The organism is Cypionkella aquatica, assembly GCF_030161095.1.
In the GTDB taxonomy this organism is placed as follows: domain Bacteria; phylum Pseudomonadota; class Alphaproteobacteria; order Rhodobacterales; family Rhodobacteraceae; genus Cypionkella; species Cypionkella aquatica.
In genome coordinates, this window is sequence record NZ_BSPP01000004.1 from 164,168 (window position 1) to 185,217 (window position 21,050).

A 21,050-nucleotide genomic window follows, 5' to 3' on the forward strand; every position below is an offset into this window, starting at 1 on the left:
ATCAGCCGAGCCGTTCGCTCTTGCACAAACACATGCGCCCCGCCTTCGGTTCCGGCAAGATTTGCTACAATCGTCTCACGCGGTCGTGTCACAGGCGCGGCGAATGTTTCAATCCGCTACCGTTTCGCCTATGTATCCCGCATGAGTCTCAGCCCCTCCACCCCCGAAATCCTTGCCCGCGCCCGCGCTGATCTGCGGCTTGGGCTGGCCATTGTGCTGACAGGTGGCGGCCAAGCCATGCTCTGCGCCGCGGTCGAAGAACTGACCGAGGCCCGTCTTGCCGCCCTGCGCGCCCAAGGCCAGCCCGAACTGGCGCTGACAGCGCGCCGGGCCGAAACTCTGAAAGCGATCCCCTACGACAGCGACCTCGCCCGCCTGCGCGTCCCCGCCGAGGCCGATCTGCGCTGGCTGCGCGCTGTCGCGGACCCCGCAGATGATCTGAACGTGCCGATGAAAGGCCCGCTGGTGGCCCTGCGCGATGGCCCCGCCACGCTGCACCGCACCGCGATCGCACTGGCAAAATCCGCGCAACTGCTGCCTGCGATGCTGCTGGTGCCAGTGACGGATGCCCTGACCCTCGCCGCCCGCAACAACCTGACCCTGCTCGCCAACACCGATTGCGCCGACCTTGATCGCCTTGCCCCGCTCGCGCCGGTGATCTCGGCCCGCCTGCCAATGGCCGCCGCACAGGCCGGGCGTCTGCACATCTTCCGCCCCGACGATGGCAGTGCAGAGCATTACGCCATCGAAGTCGGCCGCCCTGACCGCGACAAACCCGTCCTCGCCCGTCTGCACTCTGCCTGCTTTACCGGTGACGTTTTGGGCAGCCTGAAATGTGACTGCGGACCGCAACTGCACGCTGCCCTCGCGCAGATGGGGCATGAGGGCGCAGGCGTGCTGCTCTATCTGAACCAAGAAGGTCGCGGCATCGGTCTTGCCAATAAGATGCGCGCCTATTCGTTGCAGGATCAGGGCTTTGACACAGTCGAAGCCAACCATCGCCTCGGCTTTGAAGATGACGAACGCGATTTCCGCATTGGTGCCGAAATCCTGCAAACCATGGGCTTTTCCCAAGTCCGCCTGCTGACCAACAACCCCAAGAAAATCACCATGCTGCAAGCCTGCGGATTGCAAGTGACCGAGCGTGTGCCGCTGCACGTCGGTCAAACCGCGCAAAATCGCGGCTATCTCGCCACGAAAGCAGCCAAATCCGGGCATCTGCTATGAAATCCAGTGACCTGATCCTGACCCCAACCGGCTTGCTGTTCCAAAACCGCCGCTTCCCCTGCACCATCGGGCGCGGCGGCATCACGGCGGATAAACACGAAGGCGACGGCGGCACCCCCGTGGGCGCGCACCGCATCGTGGGCGCACTCTACCGCCCCGACCGCATCGCCAAAACCGCCGTGCCAAAATGGGCCGTGCCCATCCGCCCCGGTGATCTGTGGTCCGACGATCCCAACGATTTCGACTATAACCAACTCGTTCGCGCGCCCTACCCTTACAGCCACGAGCAGCTGACCCGTTCAGACCCGCAATATGATCTGATCCTGATCACCGATTGGAACTGGGACGACCCCACCCCCGGCGCAGGGTCCGCCATCTTCATCCACACATGGCGCAGCCCCAGCCACCCGACCGCAGGTTGCATTGGCCTGTCGCGTCACAGCCTGCTCTGGATCGCAAACCGCTTGCGCCCCGAAAGCCGCCTCATCGTGCGGTAAGGGGGTTGGCGTTTTGGTGGAACCAGATCAGAAAACGCCCAGTCCTTCGCGCGGATCCTCATTCAACATAAACGCAAACCGCCTCCAGACTTCCCAAAGCGGTTCGAGCAGCCTATTCTGGCCCCAAATCGGGGGGATAAGATGGCCAAAGCTGCAAAACCAGACGACCAGATTTTCACCCTGCGCATGGCCCGGTCTGCCCCTGATCTGTGGCCGATGCTGGAACAGCTTTACGGCACACACCCCAGCTTTGCTGAATTCTGCACCGATCTGAAAGCCGCCCTTGCCGAAGGCTGGCGCGACCGCCCAGCCGATCTTAAACTCTTGGATCTAAAGCGGGATCTGGAGCCTGATTGGTTCCAACGCGCCGATATGGCGGGTTATGTCTTCTACATCGACCGCTTTGCCGGAAACCTGCGCGGCGTGCTTGATCACCTCGACTATCTCGAGGATCTTGGGATCACCTACGTCCATTTCATGCCCTGCCTCACGCCCCGCCCCGGCGATTCTGATGGCGGATATTCGGTGATGGATTACCGCAATATCAACCCGGATTACGGCACGCTCGATGATTTCAAAGCGGTTTCAACCGCCCTGCGCCAGCGCGGCATCTCGCTCTGTATCGACCTTGTGCTGAACCACACCGCGAAAGAACACGCTTGGGCACAGGCCGCAGCGGCTGGCGACAAATCGGCGCAAGACCTGTATTGGATGTTCGACACCCCCGACCAGCCAAATGCCTATGCCAAAACCCTGGTCGAGGTTTTCCCCGACAATGCCCCCGGCAATTTCACCCATTACCCCGATTTCGGCAAATGGGTCTGGACCACCTTTAACGAACACCAATGGGATCTGAACTGGTCTAACCCAAAGGTTTTCCTGGAAATTACCAAGATCATGCTGCATCTCGCCAACACTGGCGTTGATGTGCTGCGCCTTGATGCGGTGGCTTTCATGTGGAAACGCCTCGGCACCCGCTGCCAGTCGGAACCCGAGGTGCATATGCTGCTGCAAGCCCTGCGCGCTTGTTGCCGCATAGCAGCGCCAGCGGTGATCCATTTGGAAGAGGCCATCGTCTCGCCACAAGAAATGCTGCCCTACCTTGGTCGCGGCAAACATGACGGGCGCGAGGGCAATCTGGCCTATCACAACTCTTTGATGGTGCAATTCTTCAGCGCAATGGCGACCCGCGACACCCGATTGATGACGCATGTGCTGTCCGCCCACTTTCCGGATCGGCTGACCAACGCGACCTATGCCACCTATATCCGCTGCCACGACGATATCGGCTGGGCGATCACCGATGAAGATGCCGCCGCCGTTGGCTTGAACGGCCGCGCCCACCGCCGCTTTCTGTCAGATTTCTACGAAGGCGGCTTTCCCGGCAGCTTCGCGCAAGGCACGCCGTTTCAGGTCAATGAGGCGACGGGCGACAAACGGATTTCCGGCAGCTTTGCCTCGCTTGCCGGGCTGGAAGCCAGCGACCCGCACGACCGCGAGATGGCCGTTCAGCGCATCTTGCTGGGCCACGCCCTGATCGCGGCCTTTGGCGGCATCCCGTTGATTTACATGGGCGACGAGTTGGCGATGCTGAACGACCACAGCTACCGCGCCGATCCCGCTCATGCGCATGACAGCCGCTGGATACACCGCCCCCGGATGGATTGGGCGCAGGCGGCGGATCGGCACTCGGGCGTCTCGGCCGCCTCGCAATGTTTCCTTGGCACCCAAACCATCCTTGCCCGCAGGCGCGCGACGCCGGGGCTGCATGGCGCAAACCCGGTCCAGATCGTGCCGATTGATAACCCAACGCTGTTCGTGGTGAAACGTGGTGCGCCGACCGGGCCGATTCTCTGCCTGTTCAACTTTTCGCAGCATTGGCAGCATGTCGCGGGCGGTTGGTTGCAAGCGCAGGGCATCACGCATTGGCACGACGCTTTGTCGGATCAGATCGTGACGCTGCATGGTGATTATCTGGCGCTGCCACCCTATGCGCGCGTGTGGCTGACCTAAGTGTAAGCCCGCGCGCCGAAAAGCGCCGAGCCGACCCGCACATGCGTCGCGCCCGCCGCGATTGCGGCTTCAAAATCACCGCTCATCCCCATGGAAAGACCTGTCAGCCCATTGCGCGCGGCCATCCCGGCAAGCATGGCGAAATGCGGCGCTGAATCCTCAGCTTCGGGTGGAATACACATCAGCCCGGCAAGGCCGAGATCCATCTTGCGACAGGTGGCAATGAAATCATCCAGCGCATCTGGCAGAACTCCGGCCTTCTGCGGTTCGAACCCGGTATTCACCTGCACGAACAACTCTGGACACGCCCCGCGCGCTTGCGCGAGCTTAGCCAGCTTTTCGGCCAAGGATGCCCGATCTACCGTGTGAATCGCGTCGAACACGTCCATCGCTTGTTTGGCTTTGTTGGTTTGCAGCGGGCCGATCATATGCACGCGCAAAGACCCCGGCGGCGCGTCAAACTCCGCCCGAAACCCCGGCCATTTGCCAGCGGCTTCCTGCACGTAATTCTCGCCAAACAGCCGATGGCCTTCCAATAGCACAGCGCGCACCCGTGCGTCGGGCTGCACTTTGCTGACCGCAATCAATTGCGCCGAACCCGCTGCCCGTCCGGCCAACGCCTCTGCCGCGCGCATCCGCGCTAGAATTTCCTGCAACGCCATGCCAGCCCCCTGTTTTGACGGCACTTGGCCACAGCCTTGCACAAAAGAAAAGAGCGGGCACAAGGCCCGCTCTTTCCATAACGTTTGATCGGTTAAGATCAGAACGACATACGCACGCCGAGGTCAGCCGACATATCGCCGGTGAAGCTCGAGTGAACAGCGCCAGCCAAGGTCGCGCCGCCGAGGTCGTAGGCAGCGCCCAGACCGTAAGCGGTGTCAGCACCATCGGTGTCCGAGTCGGAAACATAGCCAGCAACGGTGATGCCGTTGATGTTGTAGTTGCCGTACAGGGTGATGGTTTTGCCCAGAACGGACAGGCCGTTGTCGTTGTAGTTCAAGCCAACGTTAGCAACGTCGTTGATTGCATAAGCTGCGCCAACGAAGGTGATGTAGTTGCCTTCGATGCCAGCGCCTTGGTCAGCGTAAGCAGCTGCCAGGGTAACTTGGCCGAAGGTGTAGTCAGCAGCGATCGACGATTCGTCAACCGAGTTCGGATCGTCTTGGTTCGACTTGATGTACGAAGCCTTCAGGTTCACACCCGAGTACGAGTAAGCTGCGTAGATACCAACGCGGTCAACATCGTAGCCGCCGCTGGAGAACGAGTAGAACGCGCCTTGCGGATCGCCGAACGACGATTCGGTGAAGCCGATTTCCGGGTTGTACATCAGAGCAACCGAGTCGATTGCGGTGTTGGCGTTACCAACTTCGACGCGGACGCCCGAAGCTTCAACGTACAGCATTGCTGGCGAGAAGTAAGCTTCGCCTGCCGAGCCATCGTCTTGGAAGCGGATACGACCACCGTAGGTGACGCCGTTGTCAGCTTCGAACTTTGCGTTCACGTTGATACGCAGACGGTAAGCCAGTTGGGTTTCAACAGCTGCGGTTTCGTCGTAAACCAGACCGAAACGGCCGGTACCGCTCATGGTCACTTCTGCAGCAGCTGCACCAGCGGTCAGAGCCAGCAGGGTGGTGGAGAGAAGAATTTTTTTCATCGTGTTTCCTCGTTTTTTCTCAAAGACGCGACCATACTCAAGCAAGCCTGAAGCAGGTATGGCGCTGTTTTCCTCCTCCACGGGTCTGATTGCAACGGGAAGCGCACCAATCCGGCCAATCGCCCCTGCGGTGATGCACGCTTGCCACAGTGCTTTCCGGCGCCAAGACACTGGCTTTGGCGCAAAGCCGGGCAGTTTCACATCTTTGGTGCGCGCGGCACTTTGGCCAAACCCGCTGCTTCATGGCTCAATCTGTCCCCGCGGGGACAGACTTGATCGCGTCTGGTATAATCCACGATATCTAGGGCAAGGCACCTTATAGTGTGGCCAGTTGTGCGAGGCCTATACGCGCGGCATGGCTGGAAACCCTGCATCTGGGTGGAAAAGCCTTGGCACTGCGCAAGCTGTCAGTATAAACAGCGACAGGTTGGCATGGGGAAACCGGATGATCTTGCGTCGTATCATGGGTAAAGCGGTGAATTTCGGCTTGATGGCCGCGCTTTTGACCGGGATTTCCGCCTGTGGCGCGCTTGGCAACCGCCCTTATAGCGAAGCCACGCAAGCCCAGTTGTCGCGTGAGAACCGGGATGAGGCAAAGGGCCGTAAAACCGGCATCGGCCAGTTGTTCCGCAAATCGGACAATCCCAACACCACGGTCGAGGTCAATAAGTACCTTTGGAACGCCAGCCTTGATGTGCTGAACTTCCTGCCCATCGAATCGGTGGACCCGTTTTCGGGTGTGATCGTCACGGGCTATGGCACGCCTCCGGGTGGTGGCCGCTCTGTGCGCGCGACGATCTATGTGCAGGATCCGGCCTTGGATGCGCGCAGCCTGAAGATCGCGATGCAGGGCAGTGGCGGCGGTGCTGTCTCGCCCGAAACCATCCGCGCGGTGGAAGATGCGATCCTGACCCGTGCGCGTCAGCTGCGGATTCAGGACTCCAAACTCTAAGCTGCGGAATTGGGGGCGAGCCCTCCGCTGCTGCGGCGTATCTTCGCTTCTGCGCAGCAACCTCTGCGCACACCGGGATATTTGCGCACAGAGGATGAGGGCAGGCTGGACCTTGCCCCCCAAGCCAGTGTATTCGCGCCAAGGAACTAGCCTGAGGGGCCTGATATGTCGCGCTATGAACCCAAAACCATCGAGTCGAAATGGCAAGCGGCTTGGGACGCGGCCGAGACCTTCAAGGCGCGGCGCGATCCGGCCAAGCCGAAGTACTACGTTTTGGAGATGTTCCCCTATCCGTCAGGCCGCATCCATATGGGCCATGTGCGCAACTATACGATGGGCGATGTTGTGGCGCGCTATAAGGCCGCGCAGGGCTTTAGCGTGCTGCATCCGATGGGTTGGGATGCCTTCGGCATGCCCGCCGAGAACGCCGCGATGGAGCGGGGCGGCCATCCCAAGGAATGGACTTACGGCAACATCGCCGACATGCGCGCCCAGATGAAGCCCTTGGGTCTCAGCATCGACTGGTCCCGCGAATTTGCCACCTGCGACCCGGAATATTACGGCCAGCAGCAGGCCATGTTCATCGACATGATGGCCAAGGGTTTGGTGTATCGCAAGAATGCAGTGGTGAATTGGGATCCGGTCGATATGACCGTTCTCGCCAATGAACAGGTGATCGACGGCAAGGGCTGGCGCTCGAACGCCCCTGTGGTGCGGCGGGAACTTACGCAGTGGTTCTTCAAGATCAGCGATTATTCGGCGGAATTGCTGTCGGCTTTGGACGGCTTGAAGGATTGGCCTGAAAAGGTCCGCGTGATGCAGGCGAACTGGATCGGCCAATCGCGCGGCCTGCAATTTGCCTTCACCACCACCGGCGCCCCCGAGGGCTTTGATCGGCTTGAGGTGTACACCACCCGCCCCGATACCCTGCTGGGCGCGTCGTTTGCGGCCATCGCCGCCGATCACCCCTTGGCCAAACATCTGGAGCGTCACGACCCGGCTGTGGCAGAGTTCACCGCCGAATGTCGCAAGGGCGGCACCACCGCCGAGGCGATGGAGACGGCGGAAAAGATCGGCATGGATACCGGCATCCGCGTGCTGCATCCGTTTGATAACTCTGTCGAACTTCCGGTCTATATCGCCAATTTCATCCTGATGGATTACGGCACCGGCGCGATTTTCGGCTGCCCCGCGCATGACGCTCGCGATTTTGAATTTGCCACCAAATACGGCCTGCCGATCCCGGTGGTTTTCGTGCCGGAAGGTGCCGAGGAGGCCGATCTGGACGAACCCTTTGTCCCGATGAAATCCGAGCGTGTGCAGTATATCCGCGGTTTCGCTGGCAATGATCTGCAAACCGGCGAAGACGCCATCGCCGCCGCCATCGCCGAGTGCGAATCCCGTGGCATTGGTCGCGGTGTGACAAACTACCGCCTGCGCGATTGGGGCATCAGCCGCCAGCGCTACTGGGGCTGCCCGATCCCGGTGATCCATTGCGACGCCTGCGGTGTGGTGGCGGAAAAGAAAGAAAACCTGCCTGTCCGTCTTCCCGATGATGTCAGCTTTGACATCCCCGGCAACCCGCTGGACCGTCACCCGACCTGGCGGCAGTGCACCTGCCCGCAGTGCGGTGCCGATGCGCGGCGCGAAACCGACACGATGGATACGTTCGTCGATAGCAGCTGGTATTACGCCCGCTTCACTGCCCCGCATGCGACCACCCCCACCATCGCCGAAGATGCCGACTACTGGATGAACGTCGATCAATACATCGGCGGTATCGAGCATGCGATTCTGCACCTGCTCTATTCCCGCTTCTTCGCCCGCGCCATGCACGCCACCGGCCATCTGCCCGCCAAAGCCATCGAGCCGTTCAACGCTTTGTTCACCCAAGGCATGGTGACGCATGAGATTTACAAAACCACCGACGCCGCAGGCCGCCCGATCTATCATCTGCCCGAAGATGTCACCACCTTCACCGTCGGCGACCGCCGCGTCACCGTGCTGGGCGATGTGGCCCCGCCCGACCCAGATATGATCCCCGACATCAACGCATGGATGCAGGGCCTGAACGACGAGGGTGCGCTGGTCGAAGTCATCCCCTCTGCCAAAATGTCGAAATCGAAGAAAAACGTCGTCGATCCGATGAACATCATCGAAGCCTTCGGTGCCGATACCGCCCGCTGGTTCGTGATGTCCGACTCTCCGCCAGAGCGCGATGTGGAATGGACAGCCTCGGGCGCTGAAGCCACCTTCAAACATCTGTCGCGCGTCTGGGCCCTGTGTTCGCGCATCGGCGACATGCCCGCCGACCACGCAGGCGAGGGCGATGCCGAGATTGCCAAAGCCACTGCCAAAGCCGTGGATGAGATCACCCGCGCCATCGAAACCTTTGCCTTCAACAAGGCCATCGCGGCGCTTTACGGCCTGACCAACACGCTGGCCAAAGCCAACGGCTCAACCCCCGCGATGAAGCAGGCCATCCGCACGCTCGCGCAACTGATGTGCCCGATGACCCCGCATATCGCCGAATCGATCTGGACCTATCAGGGCGGCGCGGGCCTTTGCGCCACCGCCCCGTGGCCAAAGGCCGACCCGGCGCTGCTGGTCGACGATACCGTCACCCTGCCGATCCAGATCAACGGCAAACGCCGTGCGGAAATCAGCGTGCCAAAAGACATGCCTGCATCCGAGGTTGAAAAAATCGCGCTGGCGGATGAAGCTGTGGTCAAATTCCTTGCAGGTGCGCCTGTGAAGAAGATCATCGTTGTGCCGGGGCGCATCATCAATGTCGTCATTTAAAGCGTGCTGCATTAAAATGCCTTTCATTGCGAACCTGAACGCGGTTGCGGTGCAAGCGCTGCCTCAGGTTCGCAATGGAAAAGGTCAGTTTCAATGAACGCAACACGCCCGAACCGCCGCCTGTTCCTGCTGACACCGCTGGCGCTCGTGGCCTGCGGCTTCACACCCGCTTACGGCCCAAACGGCCCGGCGCAGGGCATCCAGACCAGCATCCGGGTCGCCGACCCCACAGACAAAAACGCCTTCGATCTGGTCGAGCGGCTTGAAGAACGCTTGGGCCGCCCGCAAAACCAACGCTTCAACCTGACCTACACCATCAAAACCACCGCCGTTGGCGTCGGCATCACCCCCGACAACGCCATCACCCGCTATAATCTGAACGGCGTCATCGACTGGGCGCTGATCAACCGCGCCACTGATGCCCGCGTCACCGGGGGGCAAGTCACCAGCTTCACCTCTTACTCTGCCATCGGGTCCACCGTCGCAGGCCTTGCAGCGCAAGAAGACGCCGCCCGCCGTTTGATGCGGATTCTTGCCGACCAGATCACCGCAAGGTTGTTGGCGACATCTGGCGTCTGGAACCAATGAAGCTCACCGGGCTTGCCGCCAGCCAATATTGCGCCAAGCCCGACACCAACCGCGCGGGCCTGCTGATCTTTGGCGCCGACACCATGCGCGTCGCGCTGAAACGGCAAGAAGCCATCGCCGCGCTGATCGGCCCGCAAGGCGAATCCGAGATGCGCCTGACCCGCATCCAAGCAGGCGATCTGCGCAAATCCCCCAGCCTGCTGACCGATGCCAGCCGCGAGATCGGCTTTTTCCCCGGCCCGCGCGTGGCCTTTCTAGAGGACGCGACCGACGGTCTGACCGCTTCCGTCGCCGCCACCCTGCAAGACTGGCGCGCGGGTGATGCGCAGATTGTGGTGACGGCTGGCAATCTGACAGGCAAATCCACCCTGAAAACCCTGTTTGAAAAGCATCTGAACGCCGTCAGCATCGGCCTTTATGACGACCCGCCGACGCGCGAGGAAATCGAAGCCGAACTCGCCAAAGCTGGCCTGAAGAACTTTGCGCCTTCGGCGATGGCTGATCTCACCACCCTTGCCCGCGCGCTGGATCCCGGCGATTTCCGCCAGACCTTGGAAAAGATCGCGCTCTACAAATACCAAGACCCCACGCCGCTGACCCCCGACGAAATCCACGCCCTTGCCCCCGCCACGATAGAGGCCGAGGTCGATGATCTGATCGCCGCCGCTGCAGATCAAAATGCCAGCCTGATCGGCCCGCTGCTGCGCCGTCTTGAAGGCCAAGGCATCCTGCCCGTCACTATCTGCATCGGCGCACTCCGCCATTTCCGCAGCTTGCATATCGCCGCCTCTGACCCCGGCGGCATCGCTTCGGGCATCATGAAGGCCCGCATCTTCGGCCCCCGCCGCGACGCGATGCAGCGGCAGGCCAGCACTTGGGGCATGATACGCCTTGAAGACGCGCTTGGCCTCTTGCTGGAAACCGACCTCACCCTGCGCTCGACCTCGCGCGCCCCCGCAATGGCAGTGATGGAACGCGCGCTGATCCGATTGGCGATGATGAAGCGCTAACCACCAAGTCGGCTAACCACCAATCCCCAAGCCAGCTAACCACCAATCCCCAAGCCGCCCGACCACCAATTCCCAAGCCGCCCCGGACTTGATCCGGGGCCTCATGCGTGCCCAAGGCCGCGACATGCTTGCGGATAGGCTAAACAGGGTAATTTCTACAGATTGAAACGCCTGACATCGTCGGCCATCACCATTGCCGCGATGCCATAGGCCAAACCAAACCAAACGGCAGCGCCACCAAAGCTAATGCGACAAACATCATCCCGCGCAGCTCCACCAGCCTCGGCGCAGGCCAAAACACCGCCACCGCCCAGATCAACAAAGCCACCGACAGTGCCACCCGCCGCACCCTCCGCCAATACGCCGGGCGTGACAACAAATGTTTGGGTAGCCAAAGCGGGCGCGGAATTTCTTCGGTCATCACCACCACACCAGATCACCCGCACGGCCGCGCGCCAAGGGCGGAAATCCCCACCCGATTCGCAAACACGGTTAACACCGCCCGCCGCCTGCACCACTGGAAAACTCTATGGCCGCTATATGGCCCTTTTCCATACGGTTTCTGGGTTATTAACCTTTGATAAATCCGCCGATTAACAATGCGTTCTCAATGGCTTGCCCAGACCACACCCCCGATCACCCTCACCCCCCTTAATCCCCCCTCTCCCCTCTCGAAACCCACCTATCGCCGAAAGCCTCACCCCCGGCTTGCCACTTCAGCGACCTTGACCAAGTCTCCCCTACCTGCTTCAACCCAAAGCGAACAAAGCAGGCCCCCATGCCCAACACCACCACACCCATCGAAACCTTCCTCGCCCCACTCAGCAAACTCGCCCTCAAACACCCCGAGGTCGAAGCCGAGGTGATCTGGGCCGCAGACGCCGAATGGGAGCCTCAGCAAGGCACAGATGCCCTGCTAGAGGCCGAGGAAATTCCCTTTTATGCCGAGGGTTTACTGCTCGAAGGCTTTCAGATGCACTACCAGATTCTCGCCGATACCGATGCGGCAAAGCTGCCCGCGCATGTCCGGCTGTTCTTCTGGCAAGCCGATCCACCAGCACTGCCAACCCCAGAACCGGGCCTGATCCTGCTCGCAGGTGCCACATGGACCGCCTAAGGCAAATTCTGCACAGCCTTGGCCCCTCGATGCCAGCCCCGACGCCCACCGAGGCATTGCGCGCAAGCTTGGGTGCAGCCCTTGGCCTCGCCCTCACCGCCGTGGTGCTGTGGCTGCTGAATCCCACGACCAGCCTGATGACCCACCCCGCCCTGATCGCCCCGTTCGGCGCATCGGCGTTCCTGATTTTTGCCGTGCCAAACAGCCCGATGGCGCAGCCTTGGGCGGTGGTCCTGGGCAACACCGCCGCCGCCCTCTGCGCCATCCTGATCCTGCACGCCAACCTGCCAATGCTGCCCACCGCAGCCCTTGCGGTGATGCTCGCAATGCTCGCCATGGCCAGCTTGCGCGCCATGCATCCCCCCGCCGGCGCAGTCGCGCTTGCAACCGTGCTTTCTGCCCACCCCGAGGCCCTGCCGGGCCTGCACTATCTGCTGCTTCCCGTCGCCAGCGGCAGCATTGCACTGGTCGGGCTTGGCGTGATTTGGAACCAAGCAACAGGTCGGCGCTACCCATTCCGGCTTAGCCCCACCCCCACCCCGCACGGCACCAAAGACCCCGCCCAAGATCGCCGTTTTATGCCGTCGCACCAAGTGCTTGCCGCCACCCTGACCCGATTGCGTCTTAGCGCCAACCTTGGCGTCGAAGACCTTGCCCGCCTGATCGAAACCGCCGAAACCGAGGCCAATGCCAGCCTTTTTGGCCCGATCACCGCCGCGCAAATGATGTCGCGCGACATCATCAGCGTCAGCCCTGATACCCCCCTGCCAGCGCTTGCCGAAAGCTTCCGCAGCCACCGCTTCAAGACCCTGCCGATCCGCAATCCTGACGGCAGCTTCGGCGGTCTGGTGTCACAATCCGCCCTTGTTGGCCGCGCCGATCCCGGCCTGACCGCAGCCATGCTGGCAGATGCAAACACCGTCACAGCCACCCCGCAAACCCCACTCGCGCAGCTGATTTCATGGCTGGCAGATGGCGGTCAACAAGCCATCCCGGTGCTCGAAGGCACGACGCTTGTCGGCCTGATCACCCGCTCGGACATGATCGCGTTGCTGTCCGGCCACATGCCAACTGACCCTTTCAGGAGCCTGCAATGACCCAAGTCTACGACACCCTTCACGCCGCTTGCGCCGCCCTTGGCACCCGGCTGTTTACCGTGACGGTGCAAGACCTTACGCTTGATGTCGCCCGCCGCGCCTATACCTCGCATCCGGTGGAATATCCTGTCTCCGGCACCAAGCCGCTGACCCGCGATGGCTGGTATGACTTCTGCATCACCGGTCAGCAAACCTTTGTCGCCAACACCACGCCCGAGTTTGCAAAATATTTCTTCGACCACGCGCTGATCAGCTCGCTTGGCCTTGGCTCTTGCATCAACATCCCGCTGGTGGACGGCGGTGCGGTGCTGGGCACTGTCAATCTGCTGGCCGAAGAGCATCACTTTACCCCCGAAAAACTGGCGGCTTATCAAGCGCTTGTCCAACAGAACCACGCAGCCCTCGCCGCAGAAATGGCCAAAGGCTAAGCATTGCCTAGGGGTGGGGCAGCCCCCCACCCGACCGCAAGCCTTATCGTTTGATCAAAAATCTGCGCGTCGTCGCTAATTTTTCATTGCCAAACAACACCACCCCGCTACCGTGATGCCAAGACCGGGAACCCGGCTTTCGCTCAATCACAGGGAGCTTTCGATGACCAAAACCCGTAAAACTGCCGCCGCTGCCGCCGTTTTGGCCAGCCTTGCCACCGCCATCACCCCCGCTTTCGCCCAGATGACCGAAGTGGGCGCGGGGGAAGGCCAGCTGAACATCGTCGCTTGGGCCGGCTATATCGAGCGCGGCGAAACCGACAAAGCCTTCGACTGGGTGACGAAATTTGAAGCCGCCAGCGGCTGCAAAGTTGCTGTCAAAACCGCCAATACCTCGGATGAGATGGTGGCCTTGATGAACGAGGGCGGCTTTGACGTTGTCACCGCTTCGGGCGATGCCTCGCTGCGCCTGATCGCAGGCAAACGGGTGCAGCCGATCAACACCGCGCTGATCCCCAGCTGGTCAAAAATCGACCCGCGTCTGGTGGATGCCAAATGGCATACCGTCGATGGCACCCACTATGGCACCCCCTATCTTTGGGGTCCTAACGTGTTGATGTATAACACCGATGTGTTCAAAGAAGCGCCGAAGTCGTGGAACGTGGTGTTTGAGAAAATGGACCTGCCCGACGGCAAGTCGAACGAAGGCCGCGTGCAGGCTTATGATGGCCCGATCCACATTGCCGATGCCGCGCAATACCTGATGTTCCACAAGCCCGAGCTGAAAATCACCTCGCCCTACGAGTTGAACGAAGAGCAATACAAGGCGGCACTGGACCTGCTGCGCGTCCAACGCACGCTGGTCAGCCGCTACTGGCACGACGCCTTTATCCAGATGGATGATTTCAAGAACGAGGGTGTGGTCGCCTCTGGCTCTTGGCCGTTCCAAGTTGGCCTGTTGCAATCAGAAAAGCTTCCGATTGCCTCGACGATCCCCGAGGAGGGTGCGACGGGCTGGGCCGATACCACCATGCTGGCCACCGATGCGGCAAACCCAAATTGCGCCTATAAGTGGATGGAGCATACGCTAAGCTCTAACCTGCAATCGGATCTGTCGGTCTGGTTTGGCGGCAATCCGGTGGTGCCAGCGGCTTGCACCGACAAATCGGGGATGCAGACGGCTGAAGGCTGCACTGCCAACGGCTTGGACAACTTCGATAAAATCCGGTTCTGGACCACGCCTGTCGCCAATTGTTCGCAAGGCGAAGGCGCTTGCGTGCCCTACTACCGCTGGGTGTCGGATTACATCGGCGTGATCGGCGGCCGGTAAACTTGGCCTGTGACCTTGCCTCAAAGGGTGCGTGACATCACGCACCCTACCCTCTTGCCGCCTTGCCGGATAAAGGCCTATCGTTCATGCCCGCAGCCGTAGAATTTCGCAGCGTTTCCCGCCATTTCGGCCCCAGTTCTGCCCCCGTGAAAGCCGTGGACAGCGTCGATCTGACCATAGCCGAGGGCGCATTTTTTGCCATGCTTGGGCCATCAGGGTCAGGCAAAACCACCTGCTTGCGGCTGATCTCGGGCTTTGAATCCCCCACAGCGGGTGAGATTTGCATCTTTGGCGAAAATGTCTCCAACACCCCGCCGCATCTGCGCAACGTCAACACCGTGTTCCAGGATTACGCCCTGTTCCCGCATATGAACGTGCGCGATAACGTCGCCTATGGCCTGATGGTCAAGGGCATGGCCAAGGCCCAACGCTATGCCAAGGCCGAAGAAATGCTCGCCCTTGTGCATCTTGACGCTTACGGCAGCCGCAAGCCCGGTCAGCTTTCCGGGGGCCAGCGCCAACGCGTCGCCCTCGCCCGCGCATTGGTGAATGAACCCAAAGTTTTGCTGCTGGATGAACCGCTTGGCGCGCTGGATCTGAAGCTTCGCGAAGCCATGCAGGACGAACTGAAATCCCTGCAACAGCGCCTTGGCATCACCTTTGTTTTCGTCACCCATGATCAGCACGAGGCGTTGTCGATGGCCGATAGCCTTGCCGTGTTCAACGATGGCAAGATCGCTCAGATCGGCACCCCAGCGCAAATCTATGCGCAACCGAAAACCCGCTTTGTGGCTGATTTCGTAGGCTCTTCCAACGTGCTGCCACCCGCCCTGACCCAAAACCTCGGCGGCCCGGCCAAATGGTCCAGCTTGCGCCCCGAATCCCTGCACCTTGACCCAAGCGGGCCGCTGCAAGGCACTGTCACCTCTTTGCGCTACCTCGGCTCCGGCCACCGTGTTGCCATCACCACCCAAGGCCAAGACATCGCCGCCATCCTGCCAGCAGGCAGCCCACTGCCCGAACCCGGCGCGCAAATCCAGCTTGGCTTTGCCCCGGCTGCTTTGCACATCATGGATGAAGTGTAATGGCCGCCGGTTTCATTCGTTTTCTAAATATCCCCGCCGGAGGCTCCCGTAGCGGCACCCGAAGCCTCCGGCGGGAGTATTTCAAAAAGAGCAAATCCAAGAGATGCGCGCGATGAGTGCCGTCCTGCCCGCCAAATCGCTGGCCGACCGGCTGACCACCTTGTTCTGGCGCAAGCCCAAGCTTTTGTTGGCGCTGCTGATCACCCCGCCTTTGCTTTGGCTTGGGGTGATCTATCTTGGGTCGCTGGCCGCCCTTCTGCTGCAATCTTTCTATTCGATCGACGAGTTCTCCGGCATGGTGGTGCCCGAGTTCACCCTGAAAACCTATGCAGAACTGCTGCGACCGCAGAACTATGACATCATTCTGCGCACGCTGATCATGTCCGCGACCGTCACCCTAGGCTCGGTGATCCTTGCGTTTCCAATCGCCTATTACGCCGCCCGCTATGCCAAAGGCCGCTGGAAGGCGGTGTTCTATTTGGGCATCATGCTGCCGCTGTGGTCGTCTTACCTTGTCAAAGTCTATGCGTGGAAGTTGATCCTTGCCAAGGAAGGCATCCTGACGTGGGCCGCCACGCAGACCCATACCAATTTCCTACTGGATGCCGCACTTGCGCTGCCGGGTATTGGCGGCAATTCGCTGTCGACCAGCTATATCGGTATGTTTCTGGTGTTCACCTATGTCTGGCTGCCGTTCATGATCCTGCCGATGCAGGCGTCGTTAGAGCGGGTGCCGACCTCGATGCTGGAAGCCTCCCAAGACCTCGGCGCCACCCGCGCGCAAACCTTCCGTACCGTTATCATCCCGCTTGCGCTGCCAGGCATCATCGCCGGGTCGATCTTTACCTTTTCGCTGACGATGGGCGATTACATCATCCCGCAGATCGTCGGAAATTCGGCCAATTTCATCGGCATGGCGGTGTATCAGCTGCAAGGCACTGCTGGGAACACCCCGCTTGCCGCCGCGTTCGCGGTAATCCCCATAGTGATCATGCTGATCTATCTCAGCCTCGCAAAACGCGCCGGAGCTTTCGATGCGCTCTGACCAAGCCCCGCTTTCGCTAAAAATTGCAGCCATCGGTGGCTTGTTGTTTCTGCATTTGCCGATCCTGCTGATTTTCCTCTATGCCTTCACCACCGAAGAGCGCACCTATGCCTTCCCACCCCCCGGCCTGACCCTGCACTGGTTCAGTGTGGCGTGGAACAGGCCCGATATCTGGGAAGCGCTGGCCCTGTCGGTGAAAGTGGCCACAGCGGCCACAGCGCTGGCGATGGTGCTTGGCACGTTGATTTCTGCCGCCATGGCGCAAGCGCGGTTCTTCGGGCGCGAGCAAATAAGCCTGCTGATCATCCTGCCCATCGCCCTGCCCGGCGTGATCACTGGCATGTCCTTGCGCTCGGCGTTCGGCCTGATGGATATTCCATTCTCGACCCTGACCATCATCCTTGGCCATGCCACCTTTTGCATCGTCATTGTCTATAACAACGCCGTCGCCCGCTTTCGCCGCCTGTCCGGTGGCGTGCTAGAAGCCTCTGCAGACCTTGGCGCCAATGCGTTTCAAACCTTCCGCTATATCCTGCTGCCGAACCTTGGCACCGCTTTGCTGGCAGGCGGTATGCTCGCCTTCGCGCTGTCGTTTGACGAGGTGATCGTCACCACCTTCACCGCAGGCCAGCAATCTACCCTGCCGATCTGGATGCTGGAGGAACTGATCCGCCCGCGCCAACGCCCCGTCACCAATGTCGTCGCCATGGTGGTGTTCGCCGCCACTTTCTTCCCGATCTTGCTGGCCTATTACTTGACCCGCAACGGATCAGAGACTGCGGGTTCGGGCAAATAACGCTGCCGCATTTTCGCCGGAAAGATAGAATATAAGGCAGATACGGTCCAACCGACCTCTGCGGTAGGCTCATAGCTCTGATGCGGCACCGCTAAGCGCGCCGCATCAGCGCGCCTTCCACCCAATCAGCAAGCCACTCCGGACTTGATCAGGGGACTCTGGCATCGTTTGGGCTGGGCAGAGGCCCCGGGGCAAGTCCGGGGCGGCTTGGGTTAAAACCCCAACACCATATCGCGATGATCAATGCCAGCATCGTCATAGACCGGGCCTATGGCTTGAAATCCCAGCGCCTTATAGAAGCCAAGCGCATGCACTTGCGCACCAAGTTTCGCCTGTGTCATCCCCGGCATCGCCCGAAACCGCTGAACCGCCGCGCGGATCAAGGCAGCGCCGATCCCCGAGCCTCGCGCACTGGCCAGCACGCAAACCCGGCCGATCTTGCCGGTATTGCCCTGCACCAGCAACCGGGCAGAGCCAACTGGCACGCCATCCAACAAGGCCAACAGATGCAGCGCCACATCGTCAAGGTCGTCAACCTCGTCCGCCTCAGAGACGCCCTGTTCCTCGATGAATACGATGCGACGCAGCTGGCGGCACAAAGCAATGTCGCGCGTCTCGGCAATCTCAAGCGTCATGCGAAATAGTCCCGCAAGATCCGGGTGTAGATCGCCTTCAGCGCATGGATCTGCGCCACTTCGACCCGCTCATCCACTTGGTGCATGGTCTTGCCGACCAGCCCAAATTCGACCACTGGGCAGTGATCCTTGACAAACCGCGCATCCGAGGTGCCGCCACTGGTGGAATATTCCGGTATCCGCCCGGTTTCAGCCTGCACGGCCTTGGCCACCAATGCCGAAAAATCACCCGGAGGCGTCAGAAAGCTTTCGCCCGACACCGTCACACGCATGGAAATCTCTACCCCAGTCGCGGCCTGCACCGCCGTCGCATGATCCTGCAACCAAGCCGTCAGAGACGCACCCGAATGGGCATCGTTAAAGCGGATATTCACGGTCGCAAAGCCCTTTGCAGGGATCACGTTCGTCGCCTTGTTTCCGCAATCAATCGTAGTGATCGCCAAGGTCGAGGCATCAAAATGCGCCGTGCCCTGATCCAAAGGCTCTGCCTCAAGCCGCGCCATCAGGGCGACAAGGGCGCTCATCGGGTTGCGGGCTCGGTGCGGATAGGCGGAATGACCCTGCACGCCCACTGCGGTGAAGTAACACGTCATGCTGCCGCGCCGGCCAATCTTCATCATCTCGCCCATCTCATTCGGGCTGGTGGGTTCGCCCACCAGACAATGCGTCATCCGCTCACCATTGCTGGCCATCCAATCCAACAACGCCACCGTGCCGTCGAGGGCATCGGCCTCTTCATCGCCCGTGATCGCCAAAATCACTGCGCCATCCGGCGGGGTCTGGCGCACGAAATCCACCGCGGCGGCGGCAAAGGCTGCCACGCCCGATTTCATGTCGGTTGCACCGCGGCCATACATAAAGCCATCAACCACAGCAGCGCCAAACGGGTCTTGCGTCCAAGCCGCAAGATCACCCACCGGCACCACATCGGTGTGGCCATTGAAACCGAAAGACTTGTTCGCCCCCGCCACCCCCCAGCGCGCATAGAGGTTGGCAATCCCGCCACGATCGACGCGGGTACAGGTAAAACCCGCCGTTTCCAACACACCGGCCAAAAGCACCAAGGCCCCGCCTTCTTGTGGCGTGACCGAGGCGCAGCGGATCAAATCGGCGGTTAGTTTCTCGGGATCGACCGGCGCATGGGCAAGCATCACTCTGACCTTTATGCTGAAAATCGCAGATTTCGGGATATAGCCTTGGCCAAACCAATGCAACGCCTGCCAAATCTGTGGCGGTTGCGCAACCATCGCAGCTTGGCCACCGCATAACCCGAAAATGCAATGGCAGCGCCCGCGCATCGCCCTTAGGCTTGCCTGCAATACCATGCGAAGGGGCCAACGCGCCCGCAAAACCAGCGCAATGGCAGTCGAGGCAGTGATGAAACCGGGCGTCCCAAGCACCCCGCCAGTGCAGAGCAGCGCCCCGCTTGTCGCGGGCAGATGGCGCGTGACTTGATGCTGCAGCCCCTTGATCAAGGCTGGGTGGCGCTGTCAGATCGCGGCCTGCTGGCATCCGCCGATCCGGCGCAGCTGATCCATCGCGGCCTGTTCGTGATGGAGCTGGCCCTGCCCTTGCAAAGCGTAAACCTGCTGCTTGACCACCAATCCAACCAGCACTGGCCGCGTACGTTTGCAATTTTCCATGACCCCGCAACCGGAATTGTCCTATTGCACCGTCAGGGCAAAGACGTGGTCCGGCATGTGTTGCCCGGCCCGCTGCCGCAAGGGCGCGGCACCGCTCGGTTGTCGTTCCAGTTCGATGCGCCCGCGCGGCACTGGAGCCTCAGCTTTGAGCTGCTTGGCAATGATCCTCCGGTGAAGATCGCCGCCCATGGCAGCAATCCGCTGCCGATGCCGTTGGCCGATCTGCAAGCGCTTTGCACAGCACCGCGCAAGCCCGGCCCGGTGCTGTGGTTCGGCATGACCAAAGGCGCGGCCCCACCCGGCACTGCACCATGGATAGGTCTGCGCACGCCCGTCGAAACCAGCCTTGGCACAGTCATGGCTGGGCATCTGAAACCGGGTGACATCCTGCTGACCGAAGATCGCGGCCCGGTGCCCCTGCTTGCCGCCACGCGGCTTGCCTTGCCAGCCCGCGGCAGCTTTGCCCCCGTGTTGCTGCGCGCGCCGTTCTTTGGGCAAACGCAAGATCAATTGGTTTCGGCCGATCAGTTGCTGGCGATCTCGGGGCACGAGGTTGAATACTTGTTCGGCAGCGATTCCGTGCTGATGCCCGCCGGGGTTTTGGTCGATGGCTGCACGGCCTTGTCGGACCAACGCCGCGCCATCACAGATTCTGTAGCGCTTGATCTGGGTCGACCGGCGCTGATCTTTGCCGATGGCTGCCTGCTGTCCATCGGCCATGATGCCGCAAATGAGATGCCGCTGCGCTGCCTGCAAACCCACGAAGTGCTGACATTGATGACGCTGCTGGGCCGCACACCACGACGCGCCGCGTGACTGCGTGAACTCTGCGCTCGCGGTTGGATCAGACCGCTGCTGCTGAGGCTTTCACCAAGTTCCGCACCAACACCAAAGCGGCTGGCGGCTTGCGACCTTACTGCCGTGAGATACTGCCAGCCGCGGCTATGCTCAGACGTTCTCGGCGCGGGTAAAAGAACAAAAGCAACCCGCGCTCGGACCGCACTTCAACTCTCGCTGCATTTTGCATGGCGGCGCCCCAGATCACATGGCGCTCGCCTTGGTCGATCACTTTGGTGCGCGGCTTGGCGGTCAATGCGCGCACAGCATGTATTAAAATACGATAAGGCATAG

20 protein-coding genes are annotated in these 21,050 nt (G+C 60.8%); 15 read left to right on the forward strand and 5 right to left on the reverse strand.

All coding sequences use genetic code 11. The features are described from left to right. Positions 1–141 precede the first annotated feature (141 nt). The 3 genes from ribA to QQJ98_RS04395 all read left to right on the forward strand — a co-directional run bounded on the left by ribA (position 142) and on the right by QQJ98_RS04395 (position 3,737). Entirely contained in the window at positions 142–1,227 is a 1,086-nt protein-coding gene (gene ribA, locus QQJ98_RS04385; protein ID WP_284324107.1) for a GTP cyclohydrolase II, read from the forward strand. Next, positions 1,224–1,724, forward strand: coding sequence for a L,D-transpeptidase family protein (locus tag QQJ98_RS04390; RefSeq protein WP_284324108.1), 501 nt, complete (start codon positions 1,224–1,226; stop codon positions 1,722–1,724). Before ribA ends, QQJ98_RS04390 begins: the two co-directional genes overlap by 4 nt. 141 nt (positions 1,725–1,865) lie before the next feature. Then, positions 1,866–3,737, forward strand: coding sequence for an alpha-amylase family protein (locus tag QQJ98_RS04395; protein ID WP_284324109.1), 1,872 nt, complete (start codon positions 1,866–1,868; stop codon positions 3,735–3,737). Here QQJ98_RS04395 and QQJ98_RS04400 read toward each other — a convergent pair. Then, positions 3,734–4,399, reverse strand: coding sequence for a YggS family pyridoxal phosphate-dependent enzyme (locus tag QQJ98_RS04400; RefSeq protein WP_284324598.1), 666 nt, complete (start codon positions 4,397–4,399; stop codon positions 3,734–3,736). The two genes, QQJ98_RS04395 and QQJ98_RS04400, sit on opposite strands and share 4 nt — an antisense overlap. Positions 4,400–4,497: 98 nt before the next feature. Continuing rightward, complete coding sequence (locus QQJ98_RS04405) at positions 4,498–5,391, reverse strand: porin (RefSeq protein WP_284324110.1); 894 nt, start codon at positions 5,389–5,391, stop codon at positions 4,498–4,500. Between the two features lie 445 nt (positions 5,392–5,836). On the opposite strand from QQJ98_RS04405, the gene QQJ98_RS04410 reads away from it, so the two are divergent. The 4 genes from QQJ98_RS04410 (at position 5,837) to holA (ending at position 10,743) form a co-directional block, all read left to right on the forward strand. Next, entirely contained in the window at positions 5,837–6,343 is a 507-nt protein-coding gene (locus tag QQJ98_RS04410) for a DUF3576 domain-containing protein (protein WP_284324111.1), read from the forward strand. A gap of 165 nt (positions 6,344–6,508) precedes the next feature. Continuing rightward, positions 6,509–9,145, forward strand: a complete 2,637-nt coding sequence (leuS, locus tag QQJ98_RS04415; protein WP_284324112.1) for a leucine--tRNA ligase — start codon at positions 6,509–6,511, stop codon at positions 9,143–9,145. A 93-nt stretch (positions 9,146–9,238) separates the two neighbouring features. Next, positions 9,239–9,733, forward strand: a complete 495-nt coding sequence (gene lptE / locus QQJ98_RS04420) for an LPS assembly lipoprotein LptE (protein ID WP_284324113.1) — start codon at positions 9,239–9,241, stop codon at positions 9,731–9,733. Continuing rightward, the gene (gene holA, locus QQJ98_RS04425; RefSeq protein WP_284324114.1) at positions 9,730–10,743 is read left to right on the forward strand and encodes a DNA polymerase III subunit delta; all 1,014 of its coding nucleotides are present in this window, start codon (positions 9,730–9,732) and stop codon (positions 10,741–10,743) included. The genes lptE and holA overlap by 4 nt, the downstream gene beginning before the upstream one ends. Positions 10,744–10,898: 155 nt before the next feature. On the opposite strand, the gene QQJ98_RS04430 is transcribed toward holA, so the two are convergent. Then, positions 10,899–11,138, reverse strand: a complete 240-nt coding sequence (locus QQJ98_RS04430; RefSeq protein WP_284324115.1) for a hypothetical protein — start codon at positions 11,136–11,138, stop codon at positions 10,899–10,901. A gap of 383 nt (positions 11,139–11,521) precedes the next feature. On the opposite strand from QQJ98_RS04430, the gene QQJ98_RS04435 reads away from it, so the two are divergent. The 7 genes from QQJ98_RS04435 to QQJ98_RS04465 all read left to right on the forward strand — a co-directional run bounded on the left by QQJ98_RS04435 (position 11,522) and on the right by QQJ98_RS04465 (position 17,641). After that, positions 11,522–11,860, forward strand: coding sequence for a hypothetical protein (locus QQJ98_RS04435; RefSeq protein WP_284324116.1), 339 nt, complete (start codon positions 11,522–11,524; stop codon positions 11,858–11,860). Next, positions 11,848–12,957, forward strand: a complete 1,110-nt coding sequence (locus QQJ98_RS04440; RefSeq protein ID WP_284324117.1) for an HPP family protein — start codon at positions 11,848–11,850, stop codon at positions 12,955–12,957. The genes QQJ98_RS04435 and QQJ98_RS04440 overlap by 13 nt, the downstream gene beginning before the upstream one ends. Next, positions 12,954–13,385 carry a GAF domain-containing protein gene (locus QQJ98_RS04445; protein WP_284324118.1) on the forward strand — a complete coding sequence of 144 codons (432 nt, stop codon included), beginning with the start codon at positions 12,954–12,956 and terminating at the stop codon, positions 13,383–13,385. The genes QQJ98_RS04440 and QQJ98_RS04445 overlap by 4 nt, the downstream gene beginning before the upstream one ends. A gap of 163 nt (positions 13,386–13,548) precedes the next feature. Then, entirely contained in the window at positions 13,549–14,715 is a 1,167-nt protein-coding gene (locus QQJ98_RS04450) for an ABC transporter substrate-binding protein (protein WP_284324119.1), read from the forward strand. An 86-nt stretch (positions 14,716–14,801) separates the two neighbouring features. Beyond that, a complete protein-coding gene (locus QQJ98_RS04455) occupies positions 14,802–15,800 on the forward strand; it encodes an ABC transporter ATP-binding protein (RefSeq protein WP_284324120.1) in 999 nt (332 codons plus the stop codon). 112 nt (positions 15,801–15,912) lie between these two features. Next, positions 15,913–16,845: an ABC transporter permease gene (locus QQJ98_RS04460; protein ID WP_284324121.1), complete on the forward strand. Its 933-nt coding sequence runs from the start codon at positions 15,913–15,915 to the stop codon at positions 16,843–16,845. Beyond that, positions 16,835–17,641: an ABC transporter permease gene (locus QQJ98_RS04465; RefSeq protein ID WP_284324122.1), complete on the forward strand. Its 807-nt coding sequence runs from the start codon at positions 16,835–16,837 to the stop codon at positions 17,639–17,641. Before QQJ98_RS04460 ends, QQJ98_RS04465 begins: the two co-directional genes overlap by 11 nt. Positions 17,642–17,853: 212 nt before the next feature. Here QQJ98_RS04465 and QQJ98_RS04470 read toward each other — a convergent pair whose 3' ends face one another. Together QQJ98_RS04470 and dapE are read right to left on the reverse strand one after the other, a co-directional pair. Continuing rightward, complete coding sequence (locus tag QQJ98_RS04470; protein WP_284324123.1) at positions 17,854–18,276, reverse strand: GNAT family N-acetyltransferase; 423 nt, start codon at positions 18,274–18,276, stop codon at positions 17,854–17,856. Then, positions 18,273–19,427, reverse strand: a complete 1,155-nt coding sequence (gene dapE, locus QQJ98_RS04475; RefSeq protein ID WP_284324599.1) for a succinyl-diaminopimelate desuccinylase — start codon at positions 19,425–19,427, stop codon at positions 18,273–18,275. Before dapE ends, QQJ98_RS04470 begins: the two co-directional genes overlap by 4 nt. Positions 19,428–19,730: 303 nt before the next feature. Here dapE and QQJ98_RS04480 point away from each other — a divergent pair, with 303 nt between their 5' ends. Further along, positions 19,731–20,735, forward strand: a complete 1,005-nt coding sequence (locus QQJ98_RS04480) for a Hint domain-containing protein (RefSeq protein WP_284324124.1) — start codon at positions 19,731–19,733, stop codon at positions 20,733–20,735. The last annotated feature ends 315 nt before the right edge of the window (positions 20,736–21,050 follow it).

Bases quoted from the DNA above. Each gene is read 5' to 3' on its own strand.
- ribA (WP_284324107.1), top strand. From the start codon at position 142: ATGAGTCTCAGCCCCTCCACCCCCGAAATCCTTGCCCGCGCCCGCGCT.
- QQJ98_RS04390 (WP_284324108.1), top strand. From the start codon at position 1,224: ATGAAATCCAGTGACCTGATCCTGACCCCAACCGGCTTGCTGTTCCAA.
- QQJ98_RS04395 (WP_284324109.1), top strand. From the start codon at position 1,866: ATGGCCAAAGCTGCAAAACCAGACGACCAGATTTTCACCCTGCGCATG.
- QQJ98_RS04400 (WP_284324598.1), bottom strand. From the start codon at position 4,399: ATGGCGTTGCAGGAAATTCTAGCGCGGATGCGCGCGGCAGAGGCGTTG.
- QQJ98_RS04405 (WP_284324110.1), bottom strand. From the start codon at position 5,391: ATGAAAAAAATTCTTCTCTCCACCACCCTGCTGGCTCTGACCGCTGGT.
- QQJ98_RS04410 (WP_284324111.1), top strand. From the start codon at position 5,837: ATGATCTTGCGTCGTATCATGGGTAAAGCGGTGAATTTCGGCTTGATG.
- leuS (WP_284324112.1), top strand. From the start codon at position 6,509: ATGTCGCGCTATGAACCCAAAACCATCGAGTCGAAATGGCAAGCGGCT.
- lptE (WP_284324113.1), top strand. From the start codon at position 9,239: ATGAACGCAACACGCCCGAACCGCCGCCTGTTCCTGCTGACACCGCTG.
- holA (WP_284324114.1), top strand. From the start codon at position 9,730: ATGAAGCTCACCGGGCTTGCCGCCAGCCAATATTGCGCCAAGCCCGAC.
- QQJ98_RS04435 (WP_284324116.1), top strand. From the start codon at position 11,522: ATGCCCAACACCACCACACCCATCGAAACCTTCCTCGCCCCACTCAGC.
- QQJ98_RS04440 (WP_284324117.1), top strand. From the start codon at position 11,848: ATGGACCGCCTAAGGCAAATTCTGCACAGCCTTGGCCCCTCGATGCCA.
- QQJ98_RS04445 (WP_284324118.1), top strand. From the start codon at position 12,954: ATGACCCAAGTCTACGACACCCTTCACGCCGCTTGCGCCGCCCTTGGC.
- QQJ98_RS04450 (WP_284324119.1), top strand. From the start codon at position 13,549: ATGACCAAAACCCGTAAAACTGCCGCCGCTGCCGCCGTTTTGGCCAGC.
- QQJ98_RS04455 (WP_284324120.1), top strand. From the start codon at position 14,802: ATGCCCGCAGCCGTAGAATTTCGCAGCGTTTCCCGCCATTTCGGCCCC.
- QQJ98_RS04460 (WP_284324121.1), top strand. From the start codon at position 15,913: ATGAGTGCCGTCCTGCCCGCCAAATCGCTGGCCGACCGGCTGACCACC.
- QQJ98_RS04465 (WP_284324122.1), top strand. From the start codon at position 16,835: ATGCGCTCTGACCAAGCCCCGCTTTCGCTAAAAATTGCAGCCATCGGT.
- QQJ98_RS04470 (WP_284324123.1), bottom strand. From the start codon at position 18,276: ATGACGCTTGAGATTGCCGAGACGCGCGACATTGCTTTGTGCCGCCAG.
- dapE (WP_284324599.1), bottom strand. From the start codon at position 19,427: ATGCTTGCCCATGCGCCGGTCGATCCCGAGAAACTAACCGCCGATTTG.
- QQJ98_RS04480 (WP_284324124.1), top strand. From the start codon at position 19,731: ATGCTGCAGCCCCTTGATCAAGGCTGGGTGGCGCTGTCAGATCGCGGC.